Below are 18,688 nucleotides of genomic sequence, written 5' to 3'. Positions count from 1 at the left end.
CCTCCGGCGGCCGGGGGAAGGGGAGGAAAAACCCTTTGAAAAGGATTAGTTCCTCCCCTTCCCCCGAACCCCCATCCTCTTCTTTTCCCAAACTTTTTATATCGCTTCGCAATGAAATAGGGGGGGCCAGCAACGCATTGTATCTGGGCAGATTTAAACAAACGTCTGTTGAGAGGTTGAGACTGGCGCAATGGCCGTATCCCGCGAAGCGGCGACAAGAAGTTTTGAAGGGGAGTCCAGAGGGGAAACTTTTTCAAAAGTTTCCCCTCTGGCCGCCGGAGGCATTCTCCTATTCCAGCCCGGGCAAAAGGCCCTGCTCCGCGCCTTCGAGGCGGAGCAGGGCCTTTTTCATTTCAATGCCGCCCGAGGCGGAGAAGCCGGTCATGGCTCCACCCGCACCGACCACGCGGTGGCAGGGATAGAGCACGGGGAACGGATTGGCGCCCATGGCCCGGCCAACGGCCTGCGCGCCGCCGGGCCGGCCGAGAATGGCGGCCATTTCGCCGTAAGTCCGGGTGGTCCCGGAAGGGATGCGGCGCAGTTCCTCCAGGGCGTTCCTCAGAAAATCGCTCATGCCCGAGAAATCCAGCGGCAGATCGGGCCAGTCCGGCTTGAGCCGCGCTTCGTAGCGCAGCAGGGCCGCTTGGAGTCCCGAGGCCGCCTCGGACAGCGGATCGGTCTCCCGAACGTCTTCGGCCCAGGCCGTTTCGATGCGCACGACAAGGCCGTCCTCCCAGCGCAGGCACAGGGCTATCTGAGCGCCGCACACCCATTCGCTCCGGGAACCGCTCAAGAGGCCCCCTTTTCGGGCACCTCGGCACCGAACCACTCGGGCGGCCCGTCCTCGGCCCCGTTCAGCCTGCCCTGCCAGACATCCTCGCGCTCGAAATGGTCGCGGATGGCGTTGTGCACCTTGCGCATGTTGCCCGCCCAGGCCGGGGTGACCAACTCGCCTTGGGCCGGGTTGCCGTTCAGGCGATGGAGGACGGTGCGCGGATCAAGCCGCATGACCGCCTCGCCGAGCCAGTGCAGGTATTCCGCCTGCGTGAGCGGGACGTATCGCCCCTCGTCATGCCAGCGGGCCAGCCTCGTGCCCCGACAGACGTAGACGTTGTGGAATTTGACCCCGCCGACCGGCAGATCGTTGACGAACGCCACGGTGTCGAGCAGCTCGGGGAGTCCCTCGCGGCCGTGCGGCGCGGGCAATCCGGCCATGACATGCGCCACGACTGTCAGGCCGCGTTCGGCGGCGGCTTGCGCGGCCCGGGCAAAGGCGGCCGTGTCGTGGCCCCGGTTGATGTGGCGGAGCGTTTCGTCGCTCGCGGTCTGTAGGCCAAGCTCCAGAAAAACCTCGCCCAGCCCGAGCCGCTCCCGGCTGTCGGCCAGGAGGTCGAGCTTCTCGTCGTCCAGACAGTCGGGCCGGGTGCCGATGGCCAGGCAGCACAGGCCGGGCAGCCCGGACAGCCGGTTCAGGACGTCGGCCAGCCTTGCGGCCGGACCGTGGGTGTTCGAGTAGGATTGAAGGTAGGCGGTGAACAGGCGCAGGCCGTGCTTCTTCACATGAATGTCACGCCAGAAGGCCCATTGCTCGGGTATGGAGAGCCCTCTGTCGAGCAGGCCTGAACCCGAGCCCTGCGGATTGCAGAACACACACCCTTCGCGGGACAGGGTTCCATCCCGGTTCGGGCAGGAGAATCCGGCATCCAGGGGTATTTTCTGGACCCGCTCGCCGAACCGCCTCCTGAGGTGGGCGGAAAGTCGATGAATGCGAACCATGATTTTTTAGAAAATCTCAAGAAAAAAATGGCAACCCAGTGCTGGCATGTTGCTAGACCCGGTTTCATTTGGTACGAATCTGCAGTTCATATTGTACGCTAGCGCACTTCTCGCCTCTTGGAAAGCGCGTTTCTCGCATAGGCTTCTGACATATTTTCGAATTTCGAACGGGGGGTACATGGGTAACCTGCTCAACAAAATCATAGGCTCATTTTCCAATGACCTGGCCATCGACCTTGGCACCGCCAACACGCTGGTCTACGTCAAGGGCAAGGGCGTCATGCTCTCCGAGCCGTCCGTGGTAGCGGTCAAAAAGGACTCGCGGGGCGGAAAGACCGTCCTGGCCGTTGGCGGCGAGGCCAAGAAGATGCTCGGCCGCACGCCCGGCAACATCGTCGCCATCCGGCCCATGAAGGACGGCGTCATCGCCGACTTCGAGGTCACCGAGGCCATGTTGCGCCACTTCATCTCCAAGGTGCACAACTCCCGCCGCCTGGTCCGTCCCCGGATCATGATCTGCGTGCCCACCGGCATCACCCAGGTGGAAAAGCGGGCGGTCAGGGAATCGGCGCAGTCCGCCGGAGCCCGCGAGGTGTACCTCATCGAGGAGCCCATGGCCGCGGCCATCGGCGCCAACCTGCCCATCACCGAACCCACCTCGAACATGATCGTGGACATCGGCGGCGGCACCACCGAGATCGCGGTCATCTCCCTGTCCGGCATCGTCTACGCCCGAAGCGTCCGCATCGGCGGCGACAAGATGGACGAGGCGATCATGCAGCATGTCAAACGCAAGTACAACATGCTCATCGGTGAATCCACGGCCGAACAGATCAAGATTCATATCGGCTCGGCCTATCCCTTCGGAGACGAGGAGCCGATCATGGAGGTCAAGGGCCGCGACCTGGTCACCGGCATTCCGCAGAACCGCCCCATCACCGCCGAAGAGGTCCGCGAGGCCATCAGCGAACAGGTGGAAGGCATCGTCCAGGGCGTGCGTATCGCTCTGGAGCAGACCCCGCCCGAACTGGCGGCGGACATCGTGGACCGTGGCATCGTCCTGACCGGCGGCGGCGCGCTGCTCAAGGGTCTCGACCAGTTGTTGCAGCACGAGACTCAACTGCCCATCACCGTGGTGGAGGACCCGCTCACTGCGGTCGTCCTCGGCTCGGGCAAGGCGCTCGACAATATCGACTTGTACAAGGACATCACCACCGACTAACGGCACGACATGATCCGATACCGGTTATCCGAAAGCGCACGATTGCCGAAAGCCGCAATTGTGCGCTTTCATAAGTTTGCGGGGAAGGACGCATGAGAGGGAAAAAGAAGATCGCCATCCTCGTCGTGGCCAGCCTGTTCGTGTACCTGTCCCTGTTCACGTGGAATCTCAGGACCGGCCATCTGGACGCCCTGTCGTCCCACACCGGCCTGGACATCTCCGGCATCGTCCTCAAGCCCGGCATATGGGTGACGGAGCAGGTCACCGGCTTCTGGTACAGGTACATCTACCTGGTCGGCCTGAAGCAGGAAAATGACAGGCTCAAGGCCGAGGACGCCGAGCTGCGCCGGACGAACATGCTCCTTGGCTCGCAGGCCCGATCCGCCGCGCGTCTGGAATCCCTGCTCGATTTCCGCCCGCCCGAGAAATGGGCCTTTTCCGGGGCGCGGGTCATCGGCCACCGCATGGGTCCCGCTGCCGCGCTGAACACTTTGGTCGTGGACAAGGGCAAGGCCCAGGGCGTGACCGACGACATGCCGGTCGCCTCCCTGAAGGGCGTGGTCGGACGCATCCTGCGCTCGGGCGCGGCCACTTCCACGGTCCTGCTCCTGACCGATTCCAACAGCCGCATCGCCGTGATCGGGGCCAACAACCGCTCGCCCGGAATGCTCTCTGGCCAGGGGTACGGAAAACCGCTGATTTTGCGCTACGTCAACCAGAACGCGACCGTGGACCCCGGCGAACTGCTGCTCTCCTCGGGCCTGTCCGGCATCTACCCCAAGGGACTGCCCGTGGCCCGCGTGACCAAGATACAACGGTCCGACATTTCCCTGTTCCTGACGGTTCAGGCCGAGCCCCTGGTGGACATGGCCGGACTTGAGGAAGTTCTGCTCCTCAGCCTGAAGCCGGGCGAGCAGGCCGTCCCCGCCGCCAATGCCGCGGACACGGAGGCCGGAACCGAAACCGCCAAGGAGGACGCGAACGGTGCTGCCGACCAATAGCGCCCTGTCCCTGCTCTGGTGGGGCGTGTACACCATTCTCGGCATATGGGCCCAACGGACCGCGCCGGGCATCGACTTCTTCGCTCCCGGGTTCATCGTCTCCCTCCAGGAGCAGAGCCCGCAGCGCACCGTGCTGCTCGCCGTGCTCTGGATTCTGCTCGCCGAGGGCGCAGGCAACCTGCCCTTCGGCTACGGCCTGGCCCAGTGCGGCCTGCTGACCGCAGCCTACTTCATGGGGCGTAGTCTTTTCGAAGCGCGCTCATACCTGTTCATGGCCCTGCTCGGCCTGTGGACAGGCGCGATCCATCCCATCCTCATCTACAGCGTGTCCTCACTGGCCAACCTCCAGGTGGACATGCGGCCCGTGCTCGTCCAGGGCGCCGTTCAGATGGCGATCTTCCCGGTCATATGGTTCCTGACCGACCATTTCTTCCCCGAGAGGTTGCGCCAGGATGTCCGACCTTTATAACGAATCCGAACAGCAGGCCCCGCGCTCGGGCCTGGTCCTGCTCCAGGCGCTCATCCTGGGCTTGTTCTGCCTGTTCGCCATCCGGCTGTGGTACCTGCAAATCCACCGGGGCGAGGATTACAAGATTCAGGCTCTGGAAAACCAGTTGCGGCAGGAGTCCATCCCCTCGCCGCGCGGACTGATCCGCGACCGGAACGGCGACCTGCTCGCCGTGAACGAACCCGCATACGCCCTTGGCATCATCCGCGAGGACTGCCCGGACGTGGACCGGCTGGTACACCAGATCGCGACCTGGACCGGCAAGGACTATTTCGAGCTCAAGACCCTCTACAACAAGAACCGCAAACGGGTGAAACCGTTCGAGCCGCTCATCATCGTCCCGGACCTGACCTTCGCCCAACTGGCCGTGGTGGAGACAAACAAGCTGCGCTGGCCAGGCCTGGAAATTCAGTTCCGGCCCCGCAGGCTGTACCGATACGGCACCCTGTTCGCGCACGTCATCGGCTACGTGGCCGAGGCGGACGAAGAGGACATGGGCAAGCGCCCCGAACTCGCGCTGGGCGACTATGTGGGCAAGCAAGGCATAGAGCTGATGCTCGAAGACCGTATGCGCGGCGCCAAGGGGCTGACCCAGTACCAGGTGGACGTCAACGGCAGGCGGCTCAAGGAGCGCGTCCTCAAACACCCCCAGGCCGGTCACGAAATATCCCTCTCCATCGACCTGGGCCTTCAGCAGCTCTGCATGGACTGGCTCTCGGAAGAAGCGGGCGGCGTGGCCGTCATGGACGCCGACACCGGCCAGTTGTGGGCCCTGGCCACGGCTCCGTCATACGACTCCAACGACTTCTCCTCGGGCCTGAGTTCCAAGCAGTGGGCCAAGCTCCGCGACAACCCCCTGCACCCCATGCAGAACCGGGTCATCCAGTCGGTCTATCCTCCCGGCTCCATCTTCAAGCACGTGGTGGCCGGAGCCGGGCTGCATTACGACATGCTCGATCCCAACGAGACCGTGTTCTGCTCCGGGTCCATGAAACTCGGGCGCAGGGTCTTCCGCTGCTGGAAACACTGGGGTCACGGCAAGGTGGACCTCAACCGCGCCCTGGTCGAATCCTGCGACGTGTATTTTTACAAGCTCGGCAAGAAACTCACCGTGGACCGCATGAGCGAATTCGCTCACGCCGTCGGCTTCGGACACAAGACCGGAATCCGACTGCCGCACGAAAAGGCGGGCAACATCCCCACCCGCGAATGGAAGCTCAAGCGGTTCGGCGAATCCTGGCAGGGCGGCGACAACCTGAACATGTCCATCGGCCAGGGGTTCACGCTGGTCACGCCCTTGCAGGTGGTCCGATTCTTTGCCGGGGTAATCAATGGCGGCAAACTGCTCAAGCCCCTGCTGCTCAAGGACGAAAACCCCGTGGTCCAGTCACGGATTCCCCTTGACGACGCCCGTCTCGAATTGCTGCACAAGGCTCTTATCGACACCGTGGAAGACCGGCACGGCACCTGCCGCCGCATCCGCACCAAGGGTGTTGTCGTGGGCGGCAAGACCGGCACGGCCCAGGTGGTCCGGCTGACCGACGAACTCAAGGAACTCAAGGACGACGAAATTCCCTACAGGTTCCGGGATCACGCATGGATGGCCGCCACCGCCGAAAAGGACGGCAAACGGTTCGCCATCGCCTGCCTCGTTGAGCACGGACTCCATGGCGGCTCCGGTTCCGGCCCCATCGTCAAGGCGGTCATCGACTACCTCTTCAACGGCAAGGTGACGCCCAAGCCCGAGGAACGGAAAGCCAAGGCCCGCGCCGTGCGCGCCCTGTCCCTCAAGCACAAGGAGAAACCACGTGCCAATTGATCGCAGGCTGCTTTTGTACATCAACTGGCCCCTCTTCGGCCTGGCCGTGATCCTCTTTCTGGTGGGCGTGCTCAATCTCTACTCCGCCAGCGGCACCCGACTGGAGGAAGGCATGAACATGGCCCCCTTCTACCACCGCCAGCTCCTCTGGGGCCTCATGGGTATGGTCGGCATGGTGGTCTTCATGCTCTTCGACTACCGCCACCTAAAAACCCTGGCCTGGCCCCTGTTCTGGACCACGGTGATCCTCCTTGTGGCCGTGTTCTTCATGGGCAAGACCATCTACGGCGCGCGGCGCTGGCTCGACCTCGGATTCATGAACTTCCAGCCCTCGGAACTGGCCAAAATCGCCATACTCATCGTGGGCGCACGCATTCTCTCCAAGGAGCGGGAGCCGCTGAACTTCATTCGGCTGGCCTATGTCCTGGGCGTGGGGCTGGTCCTGGCCGGACTCATCATCAAGCAGCCCGACCTCGGCTCCGGGCTGTCCATCCTCATGATCCTGGGCGGAATGACCCTCTTCCGCGGCGTGACCGCCCGGGTCTTCAAGACCTGCCTGTTCATCATCCCCTGCCTGCTCCCCCTCTCCTGGTTCTTTCTCCACGACTACCAGAAACAGCGGATCATGACTTTCCTGGACCCGACCACCGACCCGCTCGGCGCGGGCTACCACATCATCCAGTCCGAAATCGCCATCGGTTCCGGCGGATTCTGGGGCAAGGGATTTCTGGAAGGCACGCAGTCCCAGTTGCGCTTCCTGCCGGAGCGCCACACCGACTTCGCCGTGGCCGTCCTGGGCGAGGAATGGGGGTTTGTCGGAACCATGGCCCTGCTCACCCTTTTCTGCGTGTTCCTCTACCAGATGGTGGTCATCGCCAGGGACGCCAGGGGGCTGTTCGGATCCTACCTGGCAGCAGGCGTGTTCTTCTATTTTTTCTGGCAAATCCTGATCAATACAGGTATGGTCCTCGGGCTGATGCCAGTGGTCGGCATACCCCTCCCGTTCATCAGTTACGGGGGCAGCGCCACCCTGGTAAACTTTTGCCTCGTCGGGCTGGTACTCAACGTATCCATGCGTAGGTTCATGTTCAAACAATCCTGATCCGACCGCTACAAGCCCATTTTTTCACAACCCGGTTTTTTGCAGGAGCAGGTTTTCATGGCCAGAGATGAGATCAACGCGTTTTTGGGGGCGGGAACCAACTACCACGGAAAGTTGCATTTCCAAGGTGCGGTGCGCATCGACGGCAACTTTCAGGGCGAAGTGGTTTCCGAAGGAACGCTCGTCGTCGGCCAGGAAGCCTCGGTGGACGGCCAAGTCAAGGTCGGCCAACTGGTACTCTCCGGCAAGCTCAAGGGCGAAGTGGAAGCGAGGAACAAAGTTGTCCTGCACAAGACTGCGGATTTGCAGGGCAATATCAGGACTCCGGTCCTGGTCGTCGAGGAAGGCGCGGTGCTCCAAGGTGAACTCGCCATGGGCAACATGGACGCCGCTTCGAGCGCAAAGCCGCAGCAGGACGCCGAATAGTCCTGACCGGTTTTGAATGCGTGAATTCGCGTAGGTTCAAAGAGAAAAAGCCTTTGACACAACCCGCGAAATTGGGTAATTCGCAGTGACTTTGCGCCAAAATTCACAACCTCATCGGGGGCATATGGTATGGTTTTACCTGACAAAACAATTTTTATCCAAGGTCTGAACTTCGTTGTCATGATCTTCTTGCTGAATGTCGTGCTGATCCGCCCGGTCCGCGAAATCATCAAGAAGCGCAAGGGCTTGATGGCTGACCAGCTGGAAAAGATCGAAGGGTTCAATGCAGGCGCTGAAGAAAAGCTGGTGGACTACGAGACCCAGCTCACCCAGGCGCGCAAGGAAGCCGGAGATATCCGCAGCGCCGCCAAGGACGAAGGCGTGGCCCAGGAACAGGCCATTCTTTCCGAAGCAGGCAGAGAGGCTTCCGACCGGATCAAGGCCGCCCGTGCCGAGATTCAGGCCGAGGCCAAGGTCGCCATGGAGCAGCTGTCCAAGGATGTGTACGACTACGCTGAGCAGGCGACAGGCAAGATCCTGGGCCAGGCTTAGACGAGAGGAGGGGTTGATCTTGAAACGTACGTATGTGTTTTTTGCGGTCCTGACGACCGCCCTGGCTGTCTCCTCTGTCGCCTTTGCCAGCGAGAGCGGGGGCCATGCGCTCTTCACGGCCGAGAACCTCAAGGACTACGGCCTGCGCATCGTCAACTTCATCATCTTTGCCTGGGTGCTCTACAAGTTCGCCGGGGCCAAGGTGAAGGAGTTCTTCGTTGGCCGCCGCGACGGCATCAAGCAGGATCTGGACGACCTGCAGACCCGCAAGGTCGAGGCCGAGCGGAAGCTCAAGGAAGTCGAAGCCGGCATCGCCAACCTGGCGCAGGAGAAGAAGCAGATTCTCGAAGACGCCGCGGCCCAGGGCGAAGCCATCAAGACCGCCATCATCGAGAAGGCGAAACGTGACGCCGAAGCTCTCACCGAACAGGCAAAGCGCACCGCTTCCAACGAAGCGCAAGCCGCCGTCGAATCCATCCGCGCCGAAATGGCCGAAATGGTCGTCGCGGCCGCGGAAAAGATCGTTGCCGAGAAGCTGAGCGCCCAGGACCACGACAAGCTCGTGGATGACTATTTAACAAAGGTGGTGCTCAATTGATCGGTAACGTAGTTTCCCGCCGTTACGCCAAGGCACTCTTTGCCGTCGGCGCCGCCAAGGGCGAGGCCGAACAGGCGAAATACGGCGAACAGCTGGCGGCCGTCGCTTCCTCCATCGAGGAGGCCCCCGAAGCCATGGCCTTCTTCAAGAACCCGGCCTTCAGCGCCGAAGAGAAGAAAGCCGTCGTGACCAAGCTGGTTGAGAAGTTGTCGCTGGATACGATGGTCAGGAACTTCTGTGATCTGCTGGCCGATCGGGGCCGGGTCGAGATGCTCCCCGCCATCGCCGCCGACTACAAGGCTATGATGGACGCCGTGTCCGGCGTCGTCACCGGTGAACTCGTCACGGTGAGCGAACTCAACGAGGAAAGAAAATCCGCAATCCAGGCAAAGCTTGAGGAGCAGGCCGGCAAAAAGCTGGAGCTGTCCTTCTCCACCGACGAGTCCATTCTCGGCGGTATCGTCCTCAAGGTCGGGGACAAGGTCCTGGACGCCAGCCTCAAGGCTCAGCTGCAGATTTTGAAAGAAAATATTAAAAGGGGTGAGTAGGGCAATGCAGATCAAAGCAGAAGAAATCAGCAAAATCATTCAGGACCAGATTCAGAATTACGAATCTCGTGTTGAAATGAGCGAGACCGGCACCGTCCTCTACGTGGGCGACGGCATCGCTCGCGTGCACGGCGTCGAGAACGTCATGGCCATGGAGCTGCTGGAGTTCCCCGGCGGCCTGATGGGCATGGTCCTCAACCTGGAAGAGGACAACGTGGGTGTCGCCCTGCTGGGTTCCGACACCGGCGTTAAGGAAGGCGACCCGGTCAAGCGTACCGGCCAGATCTACTCCGTCCCGGTCGGCGACGCCGTCATGGGCCGCGTCGTCAACCCCCTGGGCCAGCCCATCGACGGTCTGGGCCCCATCGACGCCACCGAGGTTCGCCCCGTTGAGTTGAAGGCCCCCGGCATCATCGCCCGTAAGTCCGTCCACGAGCCCTGCTACACCGGCCTGAAGGCCATCGACGCCATGACCCCGGTCGGCCGCGGTCAGCGCGAACTGGTCATCGGCGACCGCCAGACCGGCAAAACCGCCGTCTGTGTCGACGCCATCCTGGCCCAGAAGACCACCGACGTGCATTGCTTCTACGTGGCCATCGGCCAGAAGAAGGCCTCCGTCGCCCTGGTCGCCGACGTGCTCCGCCAGCACGGCGCCATGGAATATACCACCATCGTTTCGGCCACCGCTTCCGAGCCTGCCCCGTTGCAGTACATCGCGGCCTACACCGGCGCGACCATGGCCGAGTTCTACCGCGACAACGGCAAGCACGCCCTGATCTGCTACGATGACCTTTCCAAGCAGGCCACCGCCTACCGCGAAATGTCGCTGCTGCTCCGCCGCCCCCCGGGACGTGAAGCTTTCCCCGGCGACGTCTTCTACCTGCACTCCAGGCTGCTTGAGCGCGCCTGCAAGGTCAACGATTCCCTGGGCGCCGGTTCCCTGACCGCCCTGCCGGTCATCGAAACCCAGGCCGGTGACGTGTCGGCGTTCATCCCGACCAACGTTATCTCCATCACCGACGGCCAGATCTACCTGGAGCCCAACCTGTTCCTGTCCGGCGTCCGTCCGGCCATCAACGTCGGCCTCTCGGTCTCCCGAGTCGGCGGTTCCGCCCAGATCAAAGCCATGAAACAGGTTGCGGGCACCCTGCGCCTCGACCTCGCCCAGTACCGCGAGCTGGCGGCGTTCGCCTCCTTCGGCTCCGATCTGGACAAAGCCACCCAGGCCAAGCTCAACCGCGGCGCCCGCATGGTCGAGCTGCTGAAGCAGCCCCAGTACCAGCCCCTGACCGTTCAGGAGCAGGTTGCCGTGCTGTACGCCGGAACCCGCGGCTTTGTCGACGACGTTCCGCTTGAGGCCGTGGTCAGGTTCGAAGCCGAGTTCCTCGAATTCATGCGCAACGCCAAAACCGCCGTTCTCGACGCCATCGCCGAGAAGGAGAAAATCGACGACGCCGTCGAAGCCGACCTCAAGGCTGCCATCGAAGAGTTCAAGAAAGGCTTCAGCGCTTAACCAAGGGGTAGTTGAATGGCTTCGTTAAGAGACGTCCAGAACCAGATCACTGGCGTCAAGAAAACCAAGCAGATCACCAAGGCCATGAACATGGTGGCCTCGGCAAAACTGCGCAACGCACAGGAGCGTATCGAACGCTTCCGTCCGTATGCGAACAAGTTTTATGAGATGCTCGGGGACTTGGCGGCCGGTGCTGACGAATCGGTGCATCCGCTGCTGGAAGTCCGGGACGAAGTGAAGACCGTGGGCATCATGGTCGTCACCTCCGATCGCGGGCTGTGCGGCGCGTTCAATATCAATATCATCAACACGGCCAAGAGGCTGGCAGAGGCCAAAGCGGCCGAGGGTAAGACTGTCAAGCTCTGGTGCATCGGCAAGAAGGCGCGCGACGCCTTCCGCAAGCACGATTTCGAAATCGTGCGCGCAGAAGCCGACGCCATGACCCACTTCGACTTCACCCTTGCGGCCAGCGTCGGCAACGAGCTGATCGCCGGGTACATCGAAGGCGAGCTCGATGAGGTCCACGTGTGCTTCGGAGAATTCCAAAGCATGGCCAAACAGCCGCCCGTCGACCTGACGGTGCTGCCCATGGCGACCCACGAAGAGAGCGGAGACGAGGAACAGTCCGGGTCCTCCGGGGACTATCTGTACGAACCGTCCGTGGAGGGTTTGCTCGCCGAACTCCTCCCCCGGTTCATCAAGGTCCAGGTGTACCGCGGCCTGCTGGATACTTCCGCATCCGAACACGCAGCCCGCATGGCGGCAATGGACAACGCCACCAAGGCTTGCGACGAACTGACAAATACGCTGACCTTGCTTTACAACAAGACGAGGCAGGCCGCCATCACTGGCGATCTCATGGACATTGTCGGCGGCGTGGAAGCGCTGAAAGGATAAAAGGGGGCTATGAAAAATGGCTAATACTGGTAAAATCGTTCAGGTAATCGGCGCCGTCGTCGACGTCGAATTTGCCGAAGGGAATCTTCCCAACATTCTGTCCGCGTTGGAGATTAAAAACCCCAACAATACGGACGCACCCGATCTGATCTGCGAAGTCGCCCAGCATCTGGGCAACAACGTGGTCCGCACCATCGCCATGGACGCCACCGAAGGTCTGGTCCGCGGCATGGACGCGGTGGACACCGAGTCGCCCATCACCGTTCCTGTGGGCTCCGGTTCCCTGGGCCGCATCATGAACGTCGTCGGCAACCCCGTTGACGAGCTGGGCGAGGTGCCCTGTGAAAAGCGTCTGCCCATTCACCGTGAGGCTCCCGCTTTCACAGACCAGTCCACCAAGGTCGAACTGCTCGAAACCGGCATCAAGGTCGTCGACCTGCTCATCCCGTTCCCCAAGGGCGGCAAGATGGGCCTGTTCGGCGGCGCAGGCGTCGGCAAGACCGTTATTCTCATGGAGATGATCAACAACATCGCCAAGCAGCACGGCGGTATCTCCGTGTTCGCCGGTGTTGGTGAGCGTACCCGTGAGGGCAACGACCTCTACCACGAAATGAAGGAAGCCGGCGTTCTGGAGAAAGCCGCGTTGGTCTACGGCCAGATGAACGAGCCTCCGGGAGCCCGCGCTCGCGTCGCCCTGACCGCTCTGACCTGCGCCGAGTACTTCCGCGATGAGGAAGGCCAGGACGTGCTTCTGTTCGTCGACAACATCTTCCGCTTCACCCAGGCTGGTTCCGAGGTGTCCGCACTGCTCGGCCGTATGCCTTCGGCGGTTGGTTACCAGCCGACCCTGGGCACCGACCTCGGTGGCCTGCAGGAGCGCATCACCTCCACCAACAAGGGTTCGATCACCTCGGTCCAGGCCGTTTACGTGCCCGCCGATGACTTGACCGACCCCGCGCCGGCCACGACCTTCGCGCACCTTGACGGTACGCTGGTTCTGTCCCGCCAGATCGCCGAGCTCGGCATCTACCCCGCGGTTGATCCGCTGGACTCCACGTCCCGCATCCTCTCCCCGGACGTTCTGGGCGCGGAACACTACAACACGGCTCGTGAAGTCCAGTCCGTACTCCAGAAGTACAAGGACCTGCAGGACATCATCGCCATTCTCGGCATGGACGAACTGTCCGACGAGGACAAGCTGACCGTTGCCCGCGCTCGTCGCGTCCAGCGTTTCCTGTCCCAGCCCTTCCACGTGGCTGAAGTCTTCACCGGCGTCCCGGGCGTGTACGTCAAGACCGAGGACACCGTTAAGGCGTTCCGCGACATCCTGGACGGCAAGTACGACGACCTGCCGGAACAGGCCTTCTACATGTGCGGCCCCATCGAGGAAGCCATCGAAAAGGCCAAGCAGTAAGCGAGGTACCTCATGGCCACATTGAAGCTTGAAATTGTCACTCCCGATCGGAAGGTTCTTTCCGAGGACGTGGAATACGTGGGCGCGCCCGGCATCATGGGCGAGTTCGGCGTACTGCCGAACCACGTGCCTTTCCTGTCCGCTCTCGGGATCGGCAATCTTCACTACAAACAAGACGGCAAGGCGTTCTACGTCTTCGTCTCCGGTGGCTTTGCCGAAGTCAGCAACAACCAGGTCACCATCCTGGCTGAGGTTGCCGAAAAGGCCATCGAGATCGACGTCGATCGCGCCATGAAGGCCAAGGACCGCGCAGAACAGCGTTCCACGGCCTCCAAGGAAAAGATCGAGGCCGCCCGCAACCAGGCCGCTCTGAAACGCGCCATCTCGCGCATCAGCTGCAAGTCCAGCGGTCAGAACGCAGGCACCTGCTAACCTCGACCTCCCCACTCACACACAACAAAGGGGCGGTTCCGCAAGGAACCGCCCCTTTTCATTGCTCCCAGCCTTATCCGATAAAACATCCCGGCCCAAACGGCCTTGTATCCCACTTCGACTGAAACCTCGCGTTCCCGTCCACAGCGACCGATTTTTCGAGGGGGAAAACACCGAGAAACGCAAACGTCCTATGGGTATGAAGCAGATAAGTGATGGGAATTGGCCGGAGCAAACAGCGACCTCAGCAAGGCTTGCCCGTAAATCCGCAAGAAGGGTAAGCCCTGCCCATACGGACAAGTCATCCGCACGGTTTTCTGCCGACGCACGTAAAGAATACGCCTAAGGCTCATGAACAAAAAAGCGCGACCCTCTCGAAAAAGGCTCGCGCAAATCGGATCGGCACTTTCCCCCAGGCCCGAAAGGGCCACCTAGGGCCAGAGCTTTTTTCTCAGTTCGGACCAGACCCGGTCGGGGGTCAATTCCTTCATGCACCGGAAATGGCCCTTGGGACATTTCCGAGGTCCGTGCAGTCCGCAGGGGCGGCAATTCAACTCGGTTTCAAGGACCGTCGAGTTCGCGCCGCGCGGAAAGAAGCCCAGGGATTCCACGGTGGGACCGAACAGGGCCACCAGGGGCACGTCCTGTGTCCAGGCCAGGTGCATGGGGCCGGAATCGTTGGTCAGGTAGGCGTCAAGCTTGCCGAGACAGGCCGCGAGCTTGGGCAGGGACAACTTTCCCGCGAGGTTGGTCACGTGGTGCGGCGCGACTTCGGCCCCGTCGATGATCCGCTCGGCCACCTCCTCTTCGCCCGGACCTGCAAAGACGAGCACATGCGCGCCGCCGTCCGAGGCCCTGCGCACGATCTCGCTGAAATATTCTTCGGGCCAACACTTTGTCGGCCAGGTGGAGCCGGGATGAATGCCGAGCACCGGCCGGTCGGCGTCGATGCCTCCCCGGATGCGCTCCGCCGCGCGCATGGCTCCGCTCGGCAAGACAAGCCGCGCCTCGGGCGCGGGGCCGTCGATGCCCAGCGGCCTGACCAGCTCCATGAGCCGCTCAATTTCGGCAAGCTCGTCAAAACGACGGTCCACGGTCTCGGTGTACGCGAAACGGTTATACCACGGCGCGCGGTAGCCGATACGCCTGCTGATGCCGGTGGCCCGGGCCACAACGGCCGAACGCAGGCTCGCGTGAGCGGAGATCCACAGATCGAAGCCCTCCCGGCCGAAATCCCGCCCGATACGCACGGCCGCCTTCAGCGACTTCTGCGCCCCGCGCTTGGCAAAGGGGCGCACCCGCGCGATTTCTGGCTGGCCAGTGAACACAGGCTCCACCCCGGCTCGCACGAAGAAATGAATCTCCGCATCGGGGTAGCGGTCCTTGAGCGCCCTCAACAGGGGCAGGGTCAACACGGCGTCGCCAAGAAAGGCGGTCTGCCAGACGCCGATTTTTTTGTATTCGCGCATGGGGTGTACGTGTATCCTGTCGCGCAGGTTGAGGCAACATCTTGATCTGCGGCCGCCCAACAGATACTCTGGCCGAACAAAAGGAGCCATTCATGAAGTACATCATGTTCGAAGACTTTTCCGGCGCGCCCGTGCCCATCATATTCCCCAGCCGCATCAACTTCGACGAGATGCGCGAGCAGATGCCCTACACCAGGGCCCTGTCCGCCGGGTATATCACCCTCACCCATGAGGGGGTGCGCTGCCACGGTCAGTCCAAGTCCCTCCAGCTTGAGTCCGGTCCCGAAGACGCGGCCGTCATCCAAGCCAGGTTCGAAGACGCCGAGAGCTAGCCGGGCTCGTCCCTGGCGGCCCAGCCAACATCCCACGGAAGAGTCGCACCGCCCCGTGCGGCTGCCCGTCGTCAGCTTTGCCCTCAACGGGTTGCAGGCCAAACCTGCAACCCGTTTTTATTGCAATCTCGACATGTTGTCAGAATAAACGTCCCCCCCCTGCACCGCCGACATATCCACTCCGCCCATCCGGTCGAATACGCCAACCAGGAGCGCGAAAACCCGCTGGCTCAAGGTGGCGCAGCCCTTCCGCGTGCGGCTTTCCTTGCACAAACCAGTTTAAGACCGATTCGAATGGACCATTTGTCCGCCTTTCTCTATACTTGAATCGGACTATCCAGCCTGTAGGGAGAGAGCATGAAATTCACCGGCGTCAATCTACTGGACGAACTGGCCAAGAAGGAGTTGAAGGAACTCCGGGACTTGTTCAATGCTCGTTCTTATACCGGCGGGACCATCATCTACACTCCGGAAGAAACGGCGAACCTCGTTTTCATCGTGGCCAGCGGACGCGTGCGCGTCTACCTGGCCTATGCGGAAAAGGAATTCACCCTCGGCATCCTCAATCCCGGCGACGTCTACGCCACCCATGCCGAATGCTTCGTCCAGGCCCTGGACGACGTCGAGCTGCTCACGGCCCCGGTTCATGCGGTCAGGCGGGTCATGGATACCGTGCCCACCTTCACCCGCACCATGGTGCGGGTGCTCGGCCACATCCTCAAGAACTCCTTTCTCATCATCAGCGGGCTGGCCTTCAAGGACATCCACTCCCGACTCATGGACTTCATGCTCGCTCAGGCCCGCCAGTCAGGCGTGCCCGAGGAGGACGGCCTGCGCCTCTCGCTGAACCTGACCATAGAGCAACTGGCCCAACACATGGGGGCATCCCGCCAGACCGTGTCCACGCTCATGGGGGAACTGGCCCGCGCCGGGCTCGTGCTCAAGCGGGCGCGCGGGGAGTACTTCATCCCGGACATGGACGCCCTTGAGCGGGCAGCCGGCGCGGAACGGTGACCCAACAAAAGGCATTCCGCTTCCAACTGAACCTGTTTCTGATTTTCATACGCCAATTGTCGGTTATCTGACATACGCAGCCTCCCCGTTATTCTATGGATGGTTTTACGTGGCGTTTTATCCCGCCACCTGGATGAAGCGGTCCAATTCTCGAAACATGCAAATATCAGGAGGCCACATGAGCAAAGAGCCGAAACCAATCGACGAACTGACTATTTGGGATGACGCCAAGGCGATGATCCGCAAGGGACGCGCCGAAGGCATCGAGACCGTGCACGAACGGCTCGCCCAGCAACACCCCTGCAAACTTTGCGAATTGGGAACATCCTGCCGCAACTGTACCATGGGGCCGTGCCGCATCACCTCGAAAAGGCCGCGAGGCGTCTGCGGCGCGGACGCGGATGTCGTGGTGGCGCGCAATTTCGGCCGATTCGTGGCGGGCGGCGCGGCCGGTCACTCCGATCACGGCCGGGACCTCATCGAGGTGCTGGAAGCCATCGTGACCAACGAGACCGATGATTACCGGATCACCGACAAGGACAAACTGCTCCGGCTGGCCGGGGAACTCGGCGTCGAAGTCGACGGGCGCGAATTCGACGAAGTGGCCGAAGATGTGATGGAGTGCTGCTTCGCGGACTTCGGTACGCGCAAGAAGTCCGTGGGCTTTCTCGCCCGCGCGCCGGAGGTCCGGCGCAAGAAATGGGACGCGCTGGGCATGACGCCCCGAGGCGTGGACCGCGAAATCGCCGAAATGATGCACCGGACCCACATGGGCTGCGACAACGACGCGCCCAACACCCTGATCCATGCGGCCCGGACCGCCCTGGCCGACGGTTGGGGCGGCTCGATGATCGGCACCGAGCTGTCGGACGTCATCTTCGGCACGCCAACGCCCAAGCGGTCCTCGTGCAACCTGGGCATCCTGAAGGAGGACCAGGTCAACCTGCTGGTCCACGGCCACAATCCCGTGGTGTCCGAGATGATCCTGGCCGCCGCCCGCGAACCCGAGCTGCTGGCCCGGGCCAAGGAGCTGGGCGCGACCGGAATCAACGTCGGCGGACTCTGCTGTACGGGCAACGAGCTGCTCATGCGTCAGGGCATCCCCATGGCCGGAAACCACCTGATGACCGAGCTGGCCATCATCACCGGAGCGGTGGAAGCCATTGTGGTGGACTATCAGTGCATCATGCCCAGCCTTGTGCAGATAGCGGGGTGCTACCACACCAAGTTCATCGACACGGCCAACAAGGCACGCTTCACAGGGGCCATCCACTTCGACTTCCAGCCGAGGACGGCCATGAAGCAGGCGCGCGAGATCGTCTCCCTCGCGGTGGAGAGCTTCGCCGAGCGCGACCAATCCCGCGTGGAGATTCCCTGCGAGCCGGTGGAGATCATGACCGGCTTTTCCAACGAGGCGGTCATCCAGGCCCTGGGCGGCTCCCTGACCCCGCTCATCGAAGCCATCGCCTCAGGAGACATCCGCGGCGCGGTCGGCATCGTTGGCTGCAACAACCCCAAGATCAAACAGGACTCCCTGAACGTCGGCCTGGCCCAGGAGCTCATCAAACGCGACATCCTGGTCCTCGTCACCGGCTGCGTGACCACTGCCGCGGGCAAGGCCGGGCTGCTGGTCCCGGAAGCCATCGAACAGGCCGGACCTGGATTGAAGAAAGTATGCGGCGCGCTCGGCATCCCGCCCGTGCTGCATTACGGCTCCTGCGTGGACAATGCCCGCATCCTCCAGCTCTGCGCGGCGTTGGCCAATGAACTGAAGGTGGATATTTCGGACCTGCCTGTCGGCGCCTCCTCGCCGGAGTGGTATTCCGAAAAAGCCGCCGCCATAGGCCTCTACGCCGTTGCGTCGGGCATCTACACCCACCTCGGCCATCCGCCGCACATCCTGGGGTCCGAAACGGTGACCAACCTCGCCCTTTCCGGACTGGAGGACCTGGTCGGCGCGACCTTCTTCATCGAGCCCGATCCGGTGAAGACGGCCGAGATGTTCGACACGCGCATCAAGGCGAAACGCAAGGCTCTGGGCCTCGGCGAGTAGGCTGCGCCCTGG

At 62.1% G+C, this 18,688-nt stretch carries 19 protein-coding genes; 16 read left to right on the top strand and 3 right to left on the bottom strand.

The genetic code is table 11. From position 1 onward, the window contains the following. Positions 1 to 289 precede the first annotated feature (289 nt). Positions 290 to 793, bottom strand: coding sequence for a methylated-DNA--[protein]-cysteine S-methyltransferase (locus LF599_RS01545; protein WP_279522034.1), 504 nt, complete (start codon positions 791 to 793; stop codon positions 290 to 292). Next, positions 790 to 1,776 (bottom strand): TIGR01212 family radical SAM protein, encoded by a 987-nt coding sequence (locus LF599_RS01540; protein ID WP_279522033.1) that lies wholly within the window; start codon positions 1,774 to 1,776, stop codon positions 790 to 792. The genes LF599_RS01545 and LF599_RS01540 overlap by 4 nt, the downstream gene beginning before the upstream one ends. 178 nt (positions 1,777 to 1,954) lie before the next feature. On the opposite strand from LF599_RS01540, the gene LF599_RS01535 reads away from it, so the two are divergent. The 13 genes from LF599_RS01535 (at position 1,955) to LF599_RS01475 (ending at position 13,808) form a co-directional block, all read left to right on the top strand. Beyond that, positions 1,955 to 2,998: a rod shape-determining protein gene (locus LF599_RS01535; protein WP_269940910.1), complete on the top strand. Its 1,044-nt coding sequence runs from the start codon at positions 1,955 to 1,957 to the stop codon at positions 2,996 to 2,998. 92 nt (positions 2,999 to 3,090) lie between these two features. Further along, on the top strand, positions 3,091 to 3,999 hold the full coding sequence (mreC, locus tag LF599_RS01530) for a rod shape-determining protein MreC (protein WP_269940909.1): 909 nt from the start codon (positions 3,091 to 3,093) through the stop codon (positions 3,997 to 3,999). After that, the gene (locus LF599_RS01525) at positions 3,983 to 4,468 is read left to right on the top strand and encodes a hypothetical protein (protein WP_269940908.1); all 486 of its coding nucleotides are present in this window, start codon (positions 3,983 to 3,985) and stop codon (positions 4,466 to 4,468) included. The genes mreC and LF599_RS01525 overlap by 17 nt, the downstream gene beginning before the upstream one ends. Next, positions 4,452 to 6,326, top strand: a complete 1,875-nt coding sequence (mrdA, locus tag LF599_RS01520; RefSeq protein ID WP_279522032.1) for a penicillin-binding protein 2 — start codon at positions 4,452 to 4,454, stop codon at positions 6,324 to 6,326. Before LF599_RS01525 ends, mrdA begins: the two co-directional genes overlap by 17 nt. Further along, positions 6,316 to 7,428, top strand: a complete 1,113-nt coding sequence (gene rodA, locus LF599_RS01515) for a rod shape-determining protein RodA (protein WP_279522031.1) — start codon at positions 6,316 to 6,318, stop codon at positions 7,426 to 7,428. Before mrdA ends, rodA begins: the two co-directional genes overlap by 11 nt. A gap of 57 nt (positions 7,429 to 7,485) precedes the next feature. After that, positions 7,486 to 7,854 (top strand): bactofilin family protein, encoded by a 369-nt coding sequence (locus LF599_RS01510; RefSeq protein WP_279522030.1) that lies wholly within the window; start codon positions 7,486 to 7,488, stop codon positions 7,852 to 7,854. Positions 7,855 to 7,983: 129 nt separating this feature from the next. Then, positions 7,984 to 8,406, top strand: coding sequence for an ATP synthase F0 subunit B (locus LF599_RS01505; protein WP_269940907.1), 423 nt, complete (start codon positions 7,984 to 7,986; stop codon positions 8,404 to 8,406). 19 nt (positions 8,407 to 8,425) lie between these two features. Continuing rightward, positions 8,426 to 9,004, top strand: coding sequence for a F0F1 ATP synthase subunit B (gene atpF / locus LF599_RS01500; protein ID WP_279522029.1), 579 nt, complete (start codon positions 8,426 to 8,428; stop codon positions 9,002 to 9,004). After that, positions 9,001 to 9,552, top strand: a complete 552-nt coding sequence (atpH, locus tag LF599_RS01495) for an ATP synthase F1 subunit delta (RefSeq protein ID WP_279522028.1) — start codon at positions 9,001 to 9,003, stop codon at positions 9,550 to 9,552. The genes atpF and atpH overlap by 4 nt, the downstream gene beginning before the upstream one ends. Positions 9,553 to 9,556: 4 nt before the next feature. Further along, on the top strand, positions 9,557 to 11,065 hold the full coding sequence (atpA, locus tag LF599_RS01490) for a F0F1 ATP synthase subunit alpha (protein ID WP_279522027.1): 1,509 nt from the start codon (positions 9,557 to 9,559) through the stop codon (positions 11,063 to 11,065). A 15-nt stretch (positions 11,066 to 11,080) separates the two neighbouring features. Beyond that, complete coding sequence (locus tag LF599_RS01485; RefSeq protein WP_279522026.1) at positions 11,081 to 11,962, top strand: F0F1 ATP synthase subunit gamma; 882 nt, start codon at positions 11,081 to 11,083, stop codon at positions 11,960 to 11,962. A gap of 16 nt (positions 11,963 to 11,978) precedes the next feature. Next, a complete protein-coding gene (gene atpD, locus LF599_RS01480) occupies positions 11,979 to 13,376 on the top strand; it encodes a F0F1 ATP synthase subunit beta (protein ID WP_279522025.1) in 1,398 nt (465 codons plus the stop codon). A gap of 12 nt (positions 13,377 to 13,388) precedes the next feature. Continuing rightward, the gene (locus LF599_RS01475) at positions 13,389 to 13,808 is read left to right on the top strand and encodes a F0F1 ATP synthase subunit epsilon (protein WP_269940904.1); all 420 of its coding nucleotides are present in this window, start codon (positions 13,389 to 13,391) and stop codon (positions 13,806 to 13,808) included. Between the two features lie 431 nt (positions 13,809 to 14,239). Here LF599_RS01475 and waaF read toward each other — a convergent pair whose 3' ends face one another. Continuing rightward, the gene (gene waaF, locus LF599_RS01470) at positions 14,240 to 15,277 is read right to left on the bottom strand and encodes a lipopolysaccharide heptosyltransferase II (RefSeq protein ID WP_279522024.1); all 1,038 of its coding nucleotides are present in this window, start codon (positions 15,275 to 15,277) and stop codon (positions 14,240 to 14,242) included. A 92-nt stretch (positions 15,278 to 15,369) separates the two neighbouring features. On the opposite strand from waaF, the gene LF599_RS01465 reads away from it, so the two are divergent. The 3 genes from LF599_RS01465 to cooS all read left to right on the top strand — a co-directional run bounded on the left by LF599_RS01465 (position 15,370) and on the right by cooS (position 18,676). Next, positions 15,370 to 15,609, top strand: coding sequence for a hypothetical protein (locus LF599_RS01465; protein WP_279522022.1), 240 nt, complete (start codon positions 15,370 to 15,372; stop codon positions 15,607 to 15,609). A gap of 357 nt (positions 15,610 to 15,966) precedes the next feature. Then, positions 15,967 to 16,623, top strand: a complete 657-nt coding sequence (locus tag LF599_RS01460) for a Crp/Fnr family transcriptional regulator (protein ID WP_279522021.1) — start codon at positions 15,967 to 15,969, stop codon at positions 16,621 to 16,623. Between the two features lie 178 nt (positions 16,624 to 16,801). Beyond that, the gene (cooS, locus tag LF599_RS01455; RefSeq protein WP_279522020.1) at positions 16,802 to 18,676 is read left to right on the top strand and encodes an anaerobic carbon-monoxide dehydrogenase catalytic subunit; all 1,875 of its coding nucleotides are present in this window, start codon (positions 16,802 to 16,804) and stop codon (positions 18,674 to 18,676) included. Positions 18,677 to 18,688 lie beyond the last annotated feature (12 nt).

Origin of the sequence: Pseudodesulfovibrio thermohalotolerans (assembly GCF_021353295.2) — a bacterium.
GTDB lineage: Bacteria > Desulfobacterota > Desulfovibrionia > Desulfovibrionales > Desulfovibrionaceae > Pseudodesulfovibrio > Pseudodesulfovibrio thermohalotolerans.
The sequence above is the reverse complement of the archived record's forward strand: the minus strand, read 5'-3'. Positions and strand labels throughout refer to the sequence as shown.

What these genes read in the sequence shown, in the direction of transcription:
- LF599_RS01540 (WP_279522033.1), bottom strand. Translation starts at nt 1,776, where the DNA reads ATGGTTCGCATTCATCGACTTTCCGCCCACCTCAGGAGGCGGTTCGGC.
- LF599_RS01535 (WP_269940910.1), top strand. Translation starts at nt 1,955, where the DNA reads ATGGGTAACCTGCTCAACAAAATCATAGGCTCATTTTCCAATGACCTG.
- mreC (WP_269940909.1), top strand. Translation starts at nt 3,091, where the DNA reads ATGAGAGGGAAAAAGAAGATCGCCATCCTCGTCGTGGCCAGCCTGTTC.
- mrdA (WP_279522032.1), top strand. Translation starts at nt 4,452, where the DNA reads ATGTCCGACCTTTATAACGAATCCGAACAGCAGGCCCCGCGCTCGGGC.
- LF599_RS01510 (WP_279522030.1), top strand. Translation starts at nt 7,486, where the DNA reads ATGGCCAGAGATGAGATCAACGCGTTTTTGGGGGCGGGAACCAACTAC.
- LF599_RS01505 (WP_269940907.1), top strand. Translation starts at nt 7,984, where the DNA reads ATGGTTTTACCTGACAAAACAATTTTTATCCAAGGTCTGAACTTCGTT.
- atpA (WP_279522027.1), top strand. Translation starts at nt 9,557, where the DNA reads ATGCAGATCAAAGCAGAAGAAATCAGCAAAATCATTCAGGACCAGATT.
- LF599_RS01485 (WP_279522026.1), top strand. Translation starts at nt 11,081, where the DNA reads ATGGCTTCGTTAAGAGACGTCCAGAACCAGATCACTGGCGTCAAGAAA.
- atpD (WP_279522025.1), top strand. Translation starts at nt 11,979, where the DNA reads ATGGCTAATACTGGTAAAATCGTTCAGGTAATCGGCGCCGTCGTCGAC.
- LF599_RS01475 (WP_269940904.1), top strand. Translation starts at nt 13,389, where the DNA reads ATGGCCACATTGAAGCTTGAAATTGTCACTCCCGATCGGAAGGTTCTT.
- waaF (WP_279522024.1), bottom strand. Translation starts at nt 15,277, where the DNA reads ATGCGCGAATACAAAAAAATCGGCGTCTGGCAGACCGCCTTTCTTGGC.
- LF599_RS01465 (WP_279522022.1), top strand. Translation starts at nt 15,370, where the DNA reads ATGAAGTACATCATGTTCGAAGACTTTTCCGGCGCGCCCGTGCCCATC.
- LF599_RS01460 (WP_279522021.1), top strand. Translation starts at nt 15,967, where the DNA reads ATGAAATTCACCGGCGTCAATCTACTGGACGAACTGGCCAAGAAGGAG.
- cooS (WP_279522020.1), top strand. Translation starts at nt 16,802, where the DNA reads ATGAGCAAAGAGCCGAAACCAATCGACGAACTGACTATTTGGGATGAC.